The organism is Mucilaginibacter gotjawali, from assembly GCF_002355435.1.
GTDB classification, from domain to species: Bacteria; Bacteroidota; Bacteroidia; order Sphingobacteriales; family Sphingobacteriaceae; genus Mucilaginibacter; species Mucilaginibacter gotjawali.
Map to the genome: position 1 here is coordinate 2129214 of NZ_AP017313.1, position 16606 is coordinate 2145819.

Genomic DNA, 16606 nt, shown 5'->3' on the forward strand with positions numbered 1-16606 from the left:
GTTTTTGTTTTAGTGAATTTTACATAGGAAATATTATACAGTTAAATAAAAAAACGACAATGAAAACTTTACTTATAGCGACTGATTTCTCAGCCAGGGCCAGGCATGCTGCTGAATATGCAAATAAGCTGGCGGTTCAATTGAGAGCCAACCTTGTTTTGTGTAATGCTTTTATTGTACCTGCGGAAGTGCCTGAAGCCGGGCTGGTTACCTGGCCGATGATGGAATACGAAGAGATGCTAAAAGACAGTGAGGAAGAGTTAAAGGTACTTAGGGCTGCTCTTGAAAAACAAAATAATGATACTGATTTCAGGCCATCCATTCAATGTGAAAATGACGTTGGTGCTGTAACAGCTGTTATAAATGATATTGTAGAACATCAAAGCATTCAACTGGTGGTTATGGCTACCCATGGAAACAACGGTTTAAGCCAATTTTTGGTAGGCAACCATACCAGGAGGATGATTGACGAGACCATTTGCCCGTTGTTGCTTGTTCCGGAAACCGCGCAGATAAAATCAGTAAAAAAGATTGCTTTCGCAACCGACTTTCTGCATCATGAAAAAGACCTGGAAACAATTTATAAATTAATTGAACTGATCAGGCCGTTAAATGCCGAATTGCTGATTACGCATATCCTGGATGAAAAGGAGCATAGCCCTGAATTTAAACAGTGGCTCGATCATTTCCTGGTTGAATTATCCAACAAAGCCGATTATCCGAATATTTATTACAGGGTAGTAAAAAACGATAATCCCGAACGCGGGCTCGAGTGGTTGTGTGAACATGGACATGTGGATATGCTCGCCATGGTACACAGAGGGCATAATATTTTGGAAAAGATATTTACCGGCAGCCATACCCAAAAAATGGCAGGGCATTCAACCATACCCTTGCTGGTGATTCCGGAACGGAAATAATGATCCTAAAAAAGGAAGTGTTCCTAATGGGATGTTACGGGGATTTGAATCAATAAATTTGCACCCGGTTTAATCTACATATAAATAAAGCTGCCCCATTTACGGGGCAGCTTCTTTTTGGTTATAATATTCAGGTGATTGGCGCTAGAGAGAAATGCCGCTCAGTTTTTTTTCTGCCGAGTACAGGTCCTCCAAAATGGTGGCCAGGCTTTGCGCCTGGGATGTTATTTGAGGGAAAAGCTGTTTATAGTAGTCGATCCCCGTTTCCAGTTCGGTTTTAAATTTGAGCAGGTATTTTTGTTTTTTATCAGTAAAATTTTTAACCTGGGCCGAAATCTCTTTTTGAAAATGATCAATATACAGGTTAAGTTCATTGATAAATACATGTGGGCGTTTTACATTTTGTAACAGATCAATTGACCCATAGATATGCTTCACCATTTCATCCAGGGAGTATGATCTTGAAAAATAGGCCAGGTTTGGACCCGGGCAGATCGTTACCGCTTTGTTTTCCTTTGGTTTACTGATGCCGTATTTTAAATAGGAAGATGAGCAAAGGCCTTCGCAAAGGCAAATCTTTTCCGTTACTGCTTCCACCTGCTCTTCATATTGTTCAGGGCTCAGGTCAAGTGTTTTTAATTGTTTTATTTTTAAGTTCTGATACTCTCTTGAGGCGGTACAGATAGGTTCGGTGGTAAATTCCGTATTGGTAACCAGGTATTTCTTCGTACACGGGCTCCCCGGTCTGCCTTTACTTATACGTTCCAGTCGTTGTTTTTCACTGGTGGTACCTTTGAAATTATTAAACAATATGCCTAACGGAGAGGAGTTGCTTACATAAAAAGCGTCCTCGCCGGCATTTTCGAGAATTTTTAAAGTGTCTTCATCAACATTTGTAGCTTCCGGAACCAGCAAAAAAGGGCTGCCCCAACCAGTAACATCCAATTGATAATAGGTGAGTAAAAAGTTATTCTCATCCGCAGTGCCAATTCCACCCTGTACACTAATGCGCTGTTGGGGGATATGGGTAATAGTAATTCCTTTGGTTAGTAACGCCGCCTTATACATTTCAAATAATTCAAGGTGCAGCGCTTCTCTTTTATTTTTAAACTCTTCCAAAACCGGGCCCAGCAAATAGCCATCAGATGCAAATGCATGGCCACCGCAATTAAGTCCTGATTCTATCCTGAATTCAGAAATCCACAGCCCTTTTTTTGCCAAAAACTTAGCCTGAATGAGCCCGGAACGAAAGTCGCTTACTTTTAAAATAACTTTTTTGCGGGTTGAGCCGCTTTCATCCGGCAGGAAATCAGCAAAAGACTCAATATAGCTGTAAAGCCGCGGGTTCATGCCGGCAGATAAGATGACAGATGAGCGTAAGCTACTGTGCGCAAATCCGCGCAGGGCGGTTAATGCGTCTGTATTTTCCTCCCCGGTTGATTCGTGGTTTGCAGTATAATTCGTTTTATCAACTTTCGACATGATATTTACATCGATCTCGCCTTTTTTTAGCTCATTTCGCAGCCTGTTTTGGAAAACCCGGCGGGTTTCTTCGTCAGTATATTCCTGCATCAGGTCGTATCCCTGTTTTAGCGGCGAAGCCTCAGGCAGCAGCTCAAAATACCGGCATATATCACTGCCAGGCTCAAATGGCTCATTTTTCAATTGCTCAAATTGCTGATTCACCAGCTTTTCGAGCAAATTGAGATAGGAAGTAATACGCTTTTCCCTGAAACCGGGCTCAGCTTTGGTTATGGCCTCGTAGGGTTCGTTGTTCTTTTTCGCATGGTATTCGCGCATGCGCTCAATGAGTTCGTCATCAACAACCGATACAACTGATGATATTCCGTAACGGGCAACTTTTAGTGGAGTATCAACTGAATAACCTAATCCTAATACGGGTATATGAAATTTATGGATCATGAATAATTAATAATAGAGTGCAAAACAGTAATAGTTATGTTTTCCCCCAAAGCTACGGGTTGTTATAAATCCAAAAACTGACGAAGGTCACTTTTTTATAAATTTTAGATCATTATTTACCCCGTTTCGAGGTGGCATCTTTGGAATAATAAAATTAAACTATGAAAGAAAGCGCCATAGAGGGGCAAACCTTGTGCTATCATTGCGGTAATGAATGTATTGAAGAACTCCATCTTGTTGATGCGAAACCGTTTTGTTGCCAGGGATGTAAAAGCGTTTATGAAGTATTAAATGCAAATAATCTTTGTAATTATTACAACTATAACCAACACCCCGGGGCAAACAGGGCAATTGTTGATGCACGTTTTGAATACCTTGATAATCTGACCATTATCAGCGACCTGGTTGACTATTCGGATGATAAGATAACTATTGTAAGTTTTTATATTCCTGCTATTCATTGCAGTTCCTGCATCTGGCTGCTTGAACAGCTTAACAGGATAAACCCTTCAATTCATTACAGCAGGATTGATTTTTTAAAAAAGCAGGTAACAATAAGGTTCAGTAATGCCGGAATAAGTTTAAGGCAGGTAGTTGAATTGTTATTTAATATTGGATACGAACCGGTGATCAGCCTGCAGGACGTTATTAAGAAGCAGGAAAAGAGCAGTAAAGATAACCTGGTTCAAAAAATTGCCGTAGCAGGTTTTTGTTTTGGCAACGTTATGCTGCTAAGCTTTCCTGAATACTTTGGCCTTTCGGGCGTAGAGCAAACGTTTAAACATTTTTTTGGATGGTTAAATGTTTTGTTTTGTTTGCCGGTGGTTTTTTATAGCGGAACCGAATACTTTGTTTCGGCCTGGAACAACCTCCGCAATAAAGTATTAAACATTGATTTTCCGCTGGCGTTAGGGATTGCTGTGCTGTTTATCCGCACAGTAACTGAAGTATACACCCGTACGGGCGCCGGTTTTGGCGACACTCTGTGCGGGCTGGTGTTCTTTTTGCTGATCGGTAAATTTGTTCAGCGAAAAACATATCATCACATTTCATTCGAGCGTGATTACCGGTCATTTTTTCCCGTAGCCGTATCAGTAATTGAAAATGACGCGGAAATACAGCTTCCGCTGTCACAGCTACAAACCGGGCATCGCATCGTCATCCGGCATAATGAGATCATTCCGGCAGACGCCATTTTACTGAAAGGGGAAGCTTTAATTGATTTTAGTTTTGTAACGGGCGAGGCAAATCCTGTAAGTAAAATACTGGGCGAAATCATTTATGCAGGCGGCAGGCAAACGGGGCAAGCTGTAGAGATGGAAGTAATAAAACCTGTTTCGCAAAGCTACTTAACGCAATTGTGGAATAATGAAGCTTTTGCACGCAGCCGCGGAAAAGATATGCAAACCTTTAGCCAGAAAGTGAGCAAATACTTTACCGTGGTACTACTGGTTATCGCCTTCGGCACATTATTATATTGGTTGCCGGTTGATTATAAAAAAGGGCTTGCAGCTTTTACAGCAGTGCTTATTGTAGCTTGCCCGTGTGCTTTGGCTTTAAGCACCCCGTTCACCATGTCAGCAGCGCTGAGCGTTTTTGACAAGAACTTTTTCTACCTGAAAAATACAGCGATTGTAGAACACCTGGCCAGGATAAATGCCATTGTTTTAGACAAAACGGGTACGATTACAACAGGCGACAGCAAAACAATAAAATTTGAAGGCGCTTTAACCGGGCGGGAGAAACAGCTGATCTATAGCGCTTGTATCAATTCCAGCCATCCGCTTAGCCGTATGATCTACACTCACCTAAGCGGGCATGAGCGTTTAAAAACAGAAGAATATGCCGAAATTCCGGGGCAGGGGATCCTGGCGGTAGTTGACGGGCATTACCTGAGGATTGGCAATGCCAAATTGGTGCTTGGCCAAAATGAAGATGAAACGCAACTAACAAGGGTGCATATTTTGCTTGACAATGTTTACCTGGGATATTTTGCATTTATCCATCAATACCGCCAGGGGCTCGATAATATCAGTGAACTGGCGCCGCAGTACAAACTTTTTTTACTATCGGGTGACAAGGATCATGAAAAGTACGAATTGCTCAGGTTTTTCAAAAACCAGGGAGCTATGCATTTTAATCAATCGCCACAGGAAAAACTCGATTTTATAAATTCCCTGCAGCAGTCAGGAGCTACGGTAATGATGATAGGGGATGGGCTGAATGATGCCGGCGCGTTAAAACAAAGTGACCTGGGTGTTGCCCTTACCGATAATGTAAATAACTTTTCGCCCGGCAGCGATGCCATTTTAGACGGGCGCTCACTGATAAAGCTGCCGGTTTTTCTTAAATTCTCAAAAGACACAGTACATATTATCTATTTATCCTTCCTGATATCATTAACCTATAATGTAATAGGTTTAAGCTACGCGGTAACAGGAAATTTATCGCCGCTGGTTGCGGCTATTTTAATGCCATTAAGCACAGCCACCATTATTTCATTCACCAGTATAGCCACACGCCTGGCTGCCAAAAGGCGAAAATTGATATGACAATAATATTTTTCCTCATCGGGTGCAGTATTTTGCTTGCCCTTGTTTTTTTGGGAGCGTTTTTCTGGGCGCAAAAAAGCGGACAGAATGATGACCTGTACACGCCATCGGTAAGAATATTATTGGATGATGATGAAAAAACCAACGGGAATAAAACAAAAAGTGACGAAGGTCACCTTTTTGAGTAATTGTCATCATTCTGTCACCACAGGCACAAAACTAATTTTACGCCATTAAAAACAACTAATTAATTACTTTATGCAACCCGAAAAATTTTACTATGACAACAAAATAGTCCGGAATTTTGGTATTGCCACCATTATTTGGGGTATTGTTGGGATGACAGTGGGGCTGTTTATAGCTATACAGCTATATCATCCGGCCGCAAACCTTGACACCCAATACACTACCTTCGGCCGGATCAGGCCATTACACACCAATGCGGTTATTTTTGCATTTGTGGGTAATGCTATCTTTATGGGTGTATACTATTCATTACAACGCTTGTTAAAAGCGCGTATGTTTAGTGATGTACTCAGCAATATCCATTTTTGGGGCTGGCAGCTCATTATTGTTTCAGCTGCTATTACCCTTCCGCTTGGATTTACCACCTCGCATGAATATGCTGAACTGGAATGGCCTATTGATATCCTGATTACCGTCATTTGGGTGGTTTTTGGTATTAATATGTTTGGCACTATTATCAAAAGGCGCGAGCGCCATTTGTATGTAGCTATCTGGTTTTACATTGCCACCTTTGTTACCATCGCAGTATTGCACATTGTTAACTCTATTGAATTGCCGGTGTCATTAACAAAAAGTTACATGATATATGCAGGCGTTCAGGACGCACTTGTTCAGTGGTGGTACGGACATAACGCGGTTGCCTTCTTCCTAACAACACCTTACCTGGGTATGATGTATTACTTTTTGCCTAAAATGGCAAACCGCCCGGTGTATTCATATAAATTAAGTATCCTCCATTTTTGGGCGCTTATCTTCATTTATATCTGGGCCGGCCCTCACCATTTGTTATATACCACTTTACCCGGTTGGGCACAATCATTGGGCGTAGCCTTTTCAATTATGCTGATCGCTCCAAGCTGGGGTGGCATGATCAATGGTTTGCTAACATTGCGCGGTGCATGGGATAAAGTGAGGGATGATGTTACTTTGAAATTTATGGTTGTGGGCTTAACCGCCTATGGTATGGCCACTTTCGAAGGTCCTATGCTTTCGTTGAAACAAGTGAACGGTTTCGCACACTTTACCGACTGGATCATTGCCCACGTACACGTTGGCGCTATGGGCTGGAACGGTTTCCTTACCTTTGCTATTTTGTATTGGTTAATACCGCGAATCTACAAAACCGAGCTGTTTTCCAAAAAATTGGCTTCCATCCACTTCTGGATCGGAACACTCGGTATCTTATTTTATGTGATCCCTATTTATTGGGCAGGTTTCACCCAGTCATTAATGCTTAAGGAGTTCACACCTGAAGGTTTATTAAAATATCCAAATTTCCTGGAAACTACTTTGCGGATTTTACCAATGTACGTAATGCGCTCAATTGGCGGTACGCTATATTTAGGTGGTGTTATTTTAATGGCCTATAACCTGTTTAAAACAATGGCACAGGGAAGCCTGGTTGCCAATGAAGCTGCACAAGCTATGCCGCTTGAACCATTGCCACAGCACGTAAACGAGCATTCATGGCACCGCGCATTGGAACGCAAGCCAATTCAATTTATGATAATTGCGTTATTGGTAATTTTGGTAGGCTCATTTGTTGAACTGATGCCAACCTTAACTATCAAATCAAACATCCCTACTATAGCCAGTGTAAAACCTTACACACCGTTGGAACTGCAGGGAAGAGATTTGTATATAAGGGAGGGTTGTCTGGCTTGCCACTCGCAAACCATCAGGCCATTCAGGTCAGAAACTGAACGTTATGGCGAATACAGCAAAGCTGGTGAGTTTGTATACGACCATCCATTCCTGTGGGGGTCAAAACGTATCGGTCCGGATCTTGCCCGCGAAGGTGGTAAATACCCTAACGCATGGCATTATAATCACCTGATGGACCCCCGATTAATGTCTCCCGGAAGTATCATGCCGAATTACGATTGGTTTATTACCCAAACGCTGGATACTTCACTAACAGCTAAAAAAATCAATGCGATGCGAACTTTGGGCGTTCCTTATCCGGCAGGCTACGATAAAATAGCCAACCGCGACCTGGACATACAAGCCAAAGGCATAGCGGCTGACCTTGCTAAAAACCACGTTAAGGTGAGCAGCGACAAAGAAGTGATAGCCATTATCGCCTATTTGCAACGCCTTGGTACCGATATTAAAGCAGACAAATCAGCTAACAATAATTAATATTTTCAAATCATGTTTAGCCAGTATTTAGATAAATTTTCAGGAGGTCAGATCTATCTGATCTCCTCATTAGGGATATTCTTCGTGTTTTTCATTGTTGTTACTATCCTTATGTTCAGGCTTAAAAAAGCTCATGTAAACTATATGAGCGATTTACCACTGGAAGAAGACAATACATCAAACACATTTAAACCATTACAGTCATGAAATATTTCCGTATATTTTTATTGTTGACTTTAACAACATTCGGCGTGCCGGCATTTGCCCAGGACGACCATAGTTTACTGACTCCGGAAACGGAGAATTTTATAGGATATGGCATTGTAGTGGTTGCGCTGCTGCTTTTCATTGTAGTAATGCTGGTTTTGCTCCGTACTTTCAAAGTACTTACCAAAATCATCATGAAATATGAAGGCCAATCGGATGAGCAGATAGAGGCTGAATTAAAACCAGGCAAACAAAAAGAAAGTAAACTCTGGCTTAAACTGCTCTCATTAAAGCCAATGTCCGAAGAAAGCAATTTGCTGCTTGAAGACGAATATGACGGTATAAGGGAGTTGGATAACCCAACACCCGCCTGGTTTATGTATTTGTTTTATGGTACTATACTTTTCGCGGTAGGTTACCTGCTTAATTACCACGTATTTGGCACAGGGCAGCTTCAATATGCTGAGTATAAAACTGAAATGGCACAGGCTGACGCTGCTAAAAAAGTTTACTTAAGCCACCAGGCCAGCCAGGTTGATGAAAACACAGTTAAACTGGTGACAGATCCAACTGTTCTTGCTTCCGGGAAGACGGTTTTCATGACAACCTGCTCTCCGTGTCATGGGGCACAGGGACAAGGCGTGGTTGGGCCAAACCTAACCGATGATTACTGGTTGCACGGCGGAAAGATCAATGATATTTTTAAAACGATAAAATACGGCGTACTTGCAAAGGGAATGCCTACATGGGAAAAGCAATTATCGCCAAAACAAATATCTGACGTTGCTAATTATATCAAATCGTTGCACGGGACCAACCCTCCGGGAGCAAAGGAACCTCAGGGAACTAAAGAAACAGAAAGTGTAACAGCACCGGCACCAAAAGGATAAAATCTCAACTAAAAATATATTATACCAGGATGGATGGACTATTAGAGGGTGCGAAAAGTGGTAAGCGGCAGTGGATATATCCGTTGATACGTAAAGGGCCATTTTACAAATGGCGCAGCTGGATAAGTTATTTTTATCTTATCTTCCTGTTCTCGGGGCCATTTATACGGATTAACGGGCAGCCCCTGCTGCTGCTTAATTTTATCGATCGGCAGTTTGTATTGTTGGGACAGGTTTTTTGGCCCCAGGATATTTTTCTTTTCGTGATTGCAACGCTGATATTTATTATTTGTATTGTATTGTTCACCATTGCGTTTGGCCGCGTGTTTTGCGGCTGGATCTGCCCTCAAACCATTTTTATGGAAATGGTATTTCGCAAAGTGGAAGAATGGATTGAAGGTGACGCAAGGAAAAGAAAAAAACTTGATGCCGGCCCATGGACAAGAGAGAAAATTATAAGAAAAACAAGTAAGACGGCTGCTTTTATTATCATTTCTTTTTTGATTGCCAATACCTTCCTGGCCTACATTATAGGTAGCGAAAGTTTAATAAAAATTATTACTGAACCCATAGCAACACATGTAGTTGGTTTTATAAGTATTTGGGTTTTTACAATAGTTTTTTACACTGTATATAGCAGGATACGTGAACAGGTTTGTACCCTGTTTTGCCCCTATGGCAGGCTGCAGGGCGTTATGATAGATGAGCATACACTGGTAGTTGCTTATGATGATGTAAGGGGCGAACCCCGTGGTAAGATTGATAAGAAACACGATATACCCGGCCAGAAGGGTGATTGCATTGACTGCGGCCTGTGTGTTGATGTTTGCCCTACCGGGATAGATATCAGGAAAGGGACACAACTTGAATGCATTAACTGCACTGCATGTATTGATGTATGCGACGAGGTGATGGATAAAATCCACAAACCGAAAAAGCTGATAGGCTATTTTTCAGAAAACATGATCCACATGAAAGAGAAGCCGTCGTTTACAATCAGGATGAAGGCCTATACCGGGGTGATTGTTGTTTTGCTATCGGTGCTGTGCTATTTCATATTTACGCGCAGTGACCTTGATGTAACAGTGATGCGCAGCGCTGGAATGCTGTACCAGGAACAACCCGGGGGATACATCAGTAATATTTATAACGCGGAATTTATAAACAAAACAAATCAGCAGAAGAAATTTACACTTCAGGCTGATGATCCATCAATAAAAATTAAATATATACAGGCGCCGGGTATAATGGGCAAAGAGGGGTCAGTTAAGGCTATATTTTTTGTAATGATACCAGCTTCAAAAATACATGAAGCTAAAACAGATGTGCATTTACAACTGGTTGTTGGAAATAGAGTAGTAAAAACGGTTGAAACCGAATTTGTGGGACCAATAAATTAATTAAAACGATGAACTGGGGAAAAGGAATTGTATTGACAATGGTGGCTTTTATGCTGTTTATTGTTACGATGGTGTATTTTATGTTTACAGCGCCTGTTGATGATTACGACCATCAGTATTATGAAAAAGGACTCACTTTTGATAAAGATTATAACCAGGAAAAACAGGTGTATAAAGATCATGCGGTCCCTTTGATAAAAACGGATGCTGATAACTTAAAAATAACTTTTGCACAACAAGTTACCAGCGGAAAGGTGACATTGGGCCGCCCTTCCGACTATACGATGGACAGGGTTTATAATGTGAAAGTGAATGCGCAAAACGAATTTATTATCCCGCTTGAAAAAGTTAGCAGGGGCCACTGGTTATTGGTTTTTAATTGGGAGAGCAATCATAAAAAATATTTATACCAGCAGGGTATAAACCTGAAATGAACAGCAGCGAAATTGCATTTTTTATAGGTTTATTTGGCAGTGCACATTGCGTTGGCATGTGCGGGCCGCTTGCCCTTGCCGTGCCTTCTTTTCAAACCCGATGGTGGCTTGTAGTTGCCGACAAGTTGGTTTATAATTTAGGCCGTGTAATTACTTACACTTTTTTAGGTTTCCTCATAGGCTTTATCGGGCGGCAGCTATGGCTTTCGGGCCTGCAGCAGGGCATAAGCCTGCTGAGTGGCATTTTTATCCTGATGGCTGGCTTTTCAAGAATATTTAAGTTAAGGCTATCCGATGGTGAATTTATGGCGAAAATGTTAGCCCCTTTTAATCGTTTGTTAAATTACGCGTTGCGGCATCGTGCGGGCAACCTGGTTGTAGGTTTGCTTAACGGATTTTTGCCATGCGGGTTTGTGTACCTTGCCCTTGCGGGAGCAATTAACGCAGGTTCGCCGTTAACGTCGGCGCAGTTTATGTTTTGGTTTGGTATGGGTACGTTTCCATTGATGCTCATTGCCACGGTAAGTACCGGGTTTATGGGGCCTGCAATACGCCGGCGCATCAACAAAACAATACCATATTTTATGATATTTCTTGGCTTTTGGTTTTTACTGCGCGGCCTTCAGCTCAATATTCCTTACCTGAGCCCGGCGGTATTCAACCCTGCCACCGGCGTTTGCCGGTAAAACAGCTACCGTTCGATTTTGAAAAAGATAAAAGCCGTTTCTGCTCTCCGCGTTACAGCTTTTGAAATGGATGTAAAAGCCTGTAATGATTTAACAATGTGACAATGATCATATTTTAACCTGAGGTGCGTCATGTGTTAACGTTGTAAAATAGCCCAACTTTACGTTAGTAAAATAAATCAGAAGATGAGAGCAATTAAGATGCAAAAGCCGGTTTTTTGGCAACATAAGGCAGCGCCAGGTTCCTGGAATTCCGGTATTTTAGAGGATTTGATTTTTTCAGTTAATGAAAGTTCAATAAGCAAAACTGCCTGGGTATATATCCGGATTGTTGTTCAATGTGTGCTTTTTATTCCATTGCTGGCATTATTGGTAACGTACTATCACGCTCATTTTAGCATTGTTGCCGTTAGCTGCCTGGCATTTTTTACCAATATTATAGCTTGTTTGGATAGGCCCGCACGTGCCCTTACTTCGATAGTAGCCTTTTGTGTAATTGATGCCTTTGTGCTCGTCATCTTTTTAATTTGATTGTTTTTTTAGTTCTAATAAGGTTAATTTTTAATGTTGATTTGAAGCTGTTGCCAGTAACGCAACAGCTTTATTTATACCAGCCGTTTTTCTAAAGATAATGTGGTCAAAAATAGTTGGTAAAACATTTGTAACTATATTGATTATCAAATAAATGTATTAAGTCAATTGAAAGTGGTTTCAATTGACTTTTTTCGTTTATGAAAAAGTGCTTCAAATCATGTTTTGCCTGTTTAAGGTCATGTTTTTGGCAGCAACGGTATGTTATATTTGAATTGTAATAATTGATTTAGGTAAAAGGCAGCATATAGCGATGCTGTTAATTTTTAATCGGTTTTTTTAACATTAATTGTTTAGTTAATTTTTAGCTGTTGCCTGGCAGGGTAACAGCTTTTTTTATGGTATCACATGTTGATAGCGATGCATACCAAAACCTGATTACTGTAAATACGGATAGCTATAGTTCCTCAAAAAACCTTTGGGACAATTCAACTACTGTTTCAGGTTTAAGCGGTTTATGTAAAAAACAGGCAATTTCGGCGATCGACTTTGCATGTGCTTCATCTGCGGGATTAAGTGAAGTGGTGAGCATTATAATAATCACATGGATTTTAAATCGGCTATCGAGTTTCCGATATTCTTCAATAAAATCCCAGCCACTTAGCCCCGGCATGTTAATGTCTAAAAAAATGATGCCCGGCTGCATCATTTTGTCGGGTGTATGCTCGTACGCGCCGGTATGGGTAATATAATCAAGGGCCTCCTGGGCGCTCGTTACTGCTTTAATCGCTACATCAACACCCGATTTTTGTATCATTTTAGTATGAATAAAATTGGTCGGGGCATCGTCATCAACTAATAGTATACACTCAAGATCTTTAAATTTTTTCATAAAGCTTTGTTTTTTCACTCCGAAGGGATGGTAAAATAAAAAGTGCTGCCTTTACCGGGTTCGGAATCAGCAAAAATTTCACCCCCATGGGTTTGCACAATTTTTTTGCAGTAGGCCAATCCGATACCATTTCCCTCAAAAATGTCCCGGTTATTTAAGCGTTGAAATATCAAAAATATTTTATTTTTAAATTTAAGGTCAAAGCCTATACCATTATCCGTTATAGAGAACTTCCAAAATCTGCCCTCCAGAGCGGCATGAATGTTTATAATAGGAGACGCATCTGATTTTCTAAACTTTATTGCATTGGACAACAGGTTTTGAAATAACTGTTTAAGCTCGTTTGGATAACCATTTACGGAAGGTAAATTATGATAAATAATTTGGGCGCCGGATTTTTGCATACTTGCGTCAATGTCATGGCGCACCTCATCTATCAATTGGTTGCAATCTATAAGTGACATTTTTTTTTCAATGCCGATCCGCGAATAATCCAGCAGACCTTTTATCAGGTTTTTCATCCGCACAGCTGCCTGGGTAATAAATTCAAAGTATAGCTTTGTTTCTTTGTCGATCTTTTCGCGCCATTCTTCCTGTGCTAATTCCAGGAAATTGGTTATTGTTAACAAAGGCTCCTGTAAATCGTGCGAGGCGATGTACACGAATTGCTCAAGTTCCTGGTTTTTCATTTCGAGTTCGTGCGCGTGCTTTATTGCCGCTTCTTCCGCAATCTTTCTTTCCGTTAAATCGCGGGTAATTTTTGCATACCCAATCACATTGTCACTTTCGTCAAATAGCGCATTGATTGTTATCGATCCCCAAAAAAATGTCTTGTCTTTCCTTACTCTCCAGCTTTCATTATATACGCTGCCCTTTTGCGCCGCTTCACTTAATAACCTGCCAGGTAAATCTGCGTCCTGATCTTCTTTGGTGTAAAAAATGCTAAAGTGTTCTCCGATAATTTCATCGGCATTATATCCTTTGATGTTTTCGGCTCCTTTATTCCATGTCTCAATATTTCCCTGGCTGTCCAAAAGCAAAATTGCATAGCCTTCAATTTCCTCCATCATTTTTAACAGACGCAATTGGTTTGTTTTAACCTGCATCTTTTTGCTGTTGGTTGGAACTGAGCCAATCACAATTTTGTTTTGCTGCATATTTTTTCCGATTTATAATAAGCGTTGCAATGTTAAATCTACACTACTTATTTATTTAATAGAAATATTTATCAATATCATCGTGGTTATCAAAAAATGATAATTATTTGAAAATAATATTCCACTATCCTCATTTTTGTTGATTATATGTAAAATAACCTTAAAATGGAGGGTTTAAATCTTTACCGAGCAGTTTTAAAAAACGTGTTAACCTGCCATGCTGAAGAGCTGCGAAGTAGGTTGATTTTTCCACAGTCTGGCATCCAGCGCCATACAAATATTCCGCAGGTAACGTTTGCCTTCCGGGGTTACTTTAAGGCTCCACGAATTTAGTTCAATAAGGCCGTCATGCGCAAGTGTTTGCAGCCGGCCGATGCCGGCGAATATGGATTCAAAAGGTTCATTATGGTAATTCCACGTGGTTTCGCCTTTACACATTATATCCAAAATATGTCTGCGGATTACCAGGTCCTCCTTTGTCAAAATATGCCCTTTAAAAACCGGTAGCTTGTCCTGGTTTACCAATTCGATATAGTCTTCTACCTTTTTTACGTTTTGTGCAAAAGCATACCACGAATCGCTGATAGACGATACGCCAAGCCCAATCATAAGTTTGGTGTACTGGTGGGTATAGCCCATAAAATTGCGATGCAATTTGCCGGTAACTGATGCCTGGTATAAACTGTCTGCGGGTAAAGCAAAATGATCCATTCCAATTTCATAGTATCCATAACTTTTCAGCAGGCTCCTGCCGGTTTCGTACAGCTTTTGTTTTGCTGCTGCATCCGGCAGATCATTTTCGGTATAATGACGCTGGCCGGGCTTTAACCATGGCACATGTGCATAACTATAAAAGGCTATCCTGTCGGGCATTAATTGGCCCACCAGCCTTATTGTTTCTGCAAGCCCGCCCTCTGTTTGCAAGGGCAAACCGTATATAAGATCGAAATTAACAGAAGTGTAGCCAATTGCGCGGGCGGTATTGGTTGCCTGTTCAACCTGTTCAAAGCTTTGGATCCTGTTGATGATAAATTGAACTTTCGGGTCAAAGTCCTGTATGCCCAGGCTTAATCTCCTGAATCCAAGATCATAAAGTGTTGTTAAATGTAATTCGGTCGTATTTCCGGGGTGAGCCTCAAAACTAAACTCAGCGTCCTGATGAATTTCGGCATCCTTTAACACACCATTTATCAGCAGCTGTAAATTTTCTGCGCTGAAAAAAGTTGGCGTGCCTCCACCTAAATGAATTTCGCGTATAACCGGTTTTGCGCCGAAGATCTTTAAATACTGCTTCCATTCTTTTAAAACAGCATGTATATAGGGCTCTTCAACTTTATGGTTTTTTGTAATGCGGGTATTACAGCCGCAATAGGTACATAAGCTTTCGCAAAACGGCAAATGTATATAGATGCTTATACCATCTTCTGTGTTGCTTTCATTAAATGAGCGCTTGACAGAATTTTTCCATTGTTCTGCCGAAAATATCTCATTATCCCAATACGGAACAGTTGGATAGCTGGTATAACGGGGGGCGGCTACGTTATACTTTTCTGCCTTATCGGTATGCAGTTGTTTAGTTAACATGGGCTTTCTTTAACTGAGTCTGGTTTACTTCATGATCCTGGCATTTTTTGATACCTGTACAGGCATTGCCAACGCAAGTGTTGTTTTGCCATTGATCAAGATTTTTTATGGTTTGGTTGGCAATTTCCTGCAGGGCTTCCCTGGTAAGATAAGCCTGGTGCGGGGTTACCAGCACGTTGGGATGATCCATTAACCGTGAAAGAATGGGATCTTTGTCAATGTCATTTTTGTGGTCTTCAAAAAACAGGCCTTTTTCATATTCATATACATCGATACCTAAATAACCAATTTTACCGTTATCCAGCGCTACCACAACATCTTTGGTATTAATAAGTTCACCTCTCGACGTGTTGATCAGCATTACACCGTGCTTCATTTTTTCAAGGGCTGCTTTATTGATAATGTGCTTCGTGCCCGGGGTTAGAGGCAAATGGAGCGAGATGATATCTGCCGAGGCAAATAAAGTATCCAGGTCAACTTCCCTGATATTGTTGGTGTTTTCTGGAAAAGCAGGGTCGTACCCGATGACAACGCAACCCATACCATTAAAAATATTGGCCACTGCAAGCCCGCTTTTACCCAGCCCAACCAGGCCAACAGTTTTGCCATAAAAATTGAAACCGATTAATTCATCGTTTCTGAAATCAAAATGCTTGCTCTGTTCTTCGGCTTTAACGATATGCCTGTTTAATGCGAATGCAAGGGCCATTGTAAGTTCAGCAACGGCCTGCGGCGAGTAATATGGAACATTTGCGAGTTTTATGCCGAATTTATCGGCGGCCGCAACATTAATCTGATCGACGCTGGAAGACCGGGTAGTGATGTATTTTATACCAAATCCGGCAAGACGTTCAATAACAGGGGCTGAAACATCATCATTGGTGAAAACAATTACCGCATCCTTTCCTTCAGCATAAATTGCTGTTTCAAGGCTTAAACTGTTAGATATTAGGGTTATATCATGTTTTTTTTGATTGGCTTTGGCCAGGAATTCTTTTTCAAAAGGTTTTATACTATAAGCTACGGCCTTCATTCAGCTATT

14 protein-coding genes are annotated in these 16606 nt (G+C 41.0%); 9 read left to right on the forward strand and 5 right to left on the reverse strand.

The window, feature by feature from the left end; genetic code table 11:
- Positions 1-59: 59 nt before the first annotated feature.
- Complete coding sequence (locus MgSA37_RS09730) at positions 60-920, forward strand: universal stress protein (RefSeq protein ID WP_096351545.1); 861 nt, start codon at positions 60-62, stop codon at positions 918-920.
- Between the two features lie 144 nt (positions 921-1064).
- Here the strand turns inward: MgSA37_RS09730 and MgSA37_RS09735 are convergent, their stop codons facing one another.
- Positions 1065-2843, reverse strand: a complete 1779-nt coding sequence (locus tag MgSA37_RS09735) for a hypothetical protein (protein WP_096351547.1) — start codon at positions 2841-2843, stop codon at positions 1065-1067.
- A 161-nt stretch (positions 2844-3004) separates the two neighbouring features.
- On the opposite strand from MgSA37_RS09735, the gene MgSA37_RS09740 reads away from it, so the two are divergent.
- The 8 genes from MgSA37_RS09740 to MgSA37_RS09780 all read left to right on the forward strand — a co-directional run bounded on the left by MgSA37_RS09740 (position 3005) and on the right by MgSA37_RS09780 (position 11931).
- On the forward strand, positions 3005-5395 hold the full coding sequence (locus MgSA37_RS09740) for a heavy metal translocating P-type ATPase (RefSeq protein ID WP_096351548.1): 2391 nt from the start codon (positions 3005-3007) through the stop codon (positions 5393-5395).
- Positions 5392-5583 carry a cbb3-type cytochrome oxidase assembly protein CcoS gene (gene ccoS, locus MgSA37_RS09745; protein ID WP_096351550.1) on the forward strand — a complete coding sequence of 64 codons (192 nt, stop codon included), beginning with the start codon at positions 5392-5394 and terminating at the stop codon, positions 5581-5583. Before MgSA37_RS09740 ends, ccoS begins: the two co-directional genes overlap by 4 nt.
- Before the next feature lie 70 nt (positions 5584-5653).
- A complete protein-coding gene (ccoN, locus tag MgSA37_RS09750) occupies positions 5654-7783 on the forward strand; it encodes a cytochrome-c oxidase, cbb3-type subunit I (protein WP_096351551.1) in 2130 nt (709 codons plus the stop codon).
- A 203-nt stretch (positions 7784-7986) separates the two neighbouring features.
- Entirely contained in the window at positions 7987-8880 is an 894-nt protein-coding gene (locus tag MgSA37_RS09760) for a cbb3-type cytochrome c oxidase N-terminal domain-containing protein (protein ID WP_096351554.1), read from the forward strand.
- Between the two features lie 29 nt (positions 8881-8909).
- Positions 8910-10280 carry a cytochrome c oxidase accessory protein CcoG gene (gene ccoG / locus MgSA37_RS09765; RefSeq protein WP_096351556.1) on the forward strand — a complete coding sequence of 457 codons (1371 nt, stop codon included), beginning with the start codon at positions 8910-8912 and terminating at the stop codon, positions 10278-10280.
- An 8-nt stretch (positions 10281-10288) separates the two neighbouring features.
- Complete coding sequence (locus tag MgSA37_RS09770) at positions 10289-10714, forward strand: FixH family protein (protein WP_096351557.1); 426 nt, start codon at positions 10289-10291, stop codon at positions 10712-10714.
- Positions 10711-11400: a sulfite exporter TauE/SafE family protein gene (locus MgSA37_RS09775; RefSeq protein ID WP_096351559.1), complete on the forward strand. Its 690-nt coding sequence runs from the start codon at positions 10711-10713 to the stop codon at positions 11398-11400. Before MgSA37_RS09770 ends, MgSA37_RS09775 begins: the two co-directional genes overlap by 4 nt.
- A 186-nt stretch (positions 11401-11586) precedes the next feature.
- Positions 11587-11931: a hypothetical protein gene (locus tag MgSA37_RS09780; RefSeq protein WP_096351560.1), complete on the forward strand. Its 345-nt coding sequence runs from the start codon at positions 11587-11589 to the stop codon at positions 11929-11931.
- Between the two features lie 457 nt (positions 11932-12388).
- On the opposite strand, the gene MgSA37_RS09785 is transcribed toward MgSA37_RS09780, so the two are convergent.
- From MgSA37_RS09785 to MgSA37_RS09800, 4 genes are all read right to left on the reverse strand, one after another.
- Positions 12389-12823: a response regulator gene (locus MgSA37_RS09785; protein ID WP_096357379.1), complete on the reverse strand. Its 435-nt coding sequence runs from the start codon at positions 12821-12823 to the stop codon at positions 12389-12391.
- Positions 12824-12837: 14 nt separating this feature from the next.
- The gene (locus MgSA37_RS09790; RefSeq protein WP_232010832.1) at positions 12838-13980 is read right to left on the reverse strand and encodes a sensor histidine kinase; all 1143 of its coding nucleotides are present in this window, start codon (positions 13978-13980) and stop codon (positions 12838-12840) included.
- A gap of 207 nt (positions 13981-14187) precedes the next feature.
- Complete coding sequence (gene hemN, locus MgSA37_RS09795) at positions 14188-15564, reverse strand: oxygen-independent coproporphyrinogen III oxidase (protein WP_096351562.1); 1377 nt, start codon at positions 15562-15564, stop codon at positions 14188-14190.
- Positions 15554-16597 (reverse strand): 2-hydroxyacid dehydrogenase, encoded by a 1044-nt coding sequence (locus MgSA37_RS09800; protein ID WP_096351563.1) that lies wholly within the window; start codon positions 16595-16597, stop codon positions 15554-15556. The genes hemN and MgSA37_RS09800 overlap by 11 nt, the downstream gene beginning before the upstream one ends.
- Positions 16598-16606 lie beyond the last annotated feature (9 nt).

Coding starts and splice junctions, on each gene's coding strand:
- MgSA37_RS09730 (WP_096351545.1), top strand. CDS start 60: ATGAAAACTTTACTTATAGCGACTGATTTCTCAGCCAGGGCCAGGCAT.
- MgSA37_RS09735 (WP_096351547.1), bottom strand. CDS start 2,843: ATGATCCATAAATTTCATATACCCGTATTAGGATTAGGTTATTCAGTT.
- MgSA37_RS09740 (WP_096351548.1), top strand. CDS start 3,005: ATGAAAGAAAGCGCCATAGAGGGGCAAACCTTGTGCTATCATTGCGGT.
- ccoS (WP_096351550.1), top strand. CDS start 5,392: ATGACAATAATATTTTTCCTCATCGGGTGCAGTATTTTGCTTGCCCTT.
- ccoN (WP_096351551.1), top strand. CDS start 5,654: ATGCAACCCGAAAAATTTTACTATGACAACAAAATAGTCCGGAATTTT.
- MgSA37_RS09760 (WP_096351554.1), top strand. CDS start 7,987: ATGAAATATTTCCGTATATTTTTATTGTTGACTTTAACAACATTCGGC.
- ccoG (WP_096351556.1), top strand. CDS start 8,910: ATGGATGGACTATTAGAGGGTGCGAAAAGTGGTAAGCGGCAGTGGATA.
- MgSA37_RS09770 (WP_096351557.1), top strand. CDS start 10,289: ATGAACTGGGGAAAAGGAATTGTATTGACAATGGTGGCTTTTATGCTG.
- MgSA37_RS09775 (WP_096351559.1), top strand. CDS start 10,711: ATGAACAGCAGCGAAATTGCATTTTTTATAGGTTTATTTGGCAGTGCA.
- MgSA37_RS09780 (WP_096351560.1), top strand. CDS start 11,587: ATGAGAGCAATTAAGATGCAAAAGCCGGTTTTTTGGCAACATAAGGCA.
- MgSA37_RS09785 (WP_096357379.1), bottom strand. CDS start 12,823: ATGAAAAAATTTAAAGATCTTGAGTGTATACTATTAGTTGATGACGAT.
- MgSA37_RS09790 (WP_232010832.1), bottom strand. CDS start 13,980: ATGCAGCAAAACAAAATTGTGATTGGCTCAGTTCCAACCAACAGCAAA.
- hemN (WP_096351562.1), bottom strand. CDS start 15,564: ATGTTAACTAAACAACTGCATACCGATAAGGCAGAAAAGTATAACGTA.
- MgSA37_RS09800 (WP_096351563.1), bottom strand. CDS start 16,597: ATGAAGGCCGTAGCTTATAGTATAAAACCTTTTGAAAAAGAATTCCTG.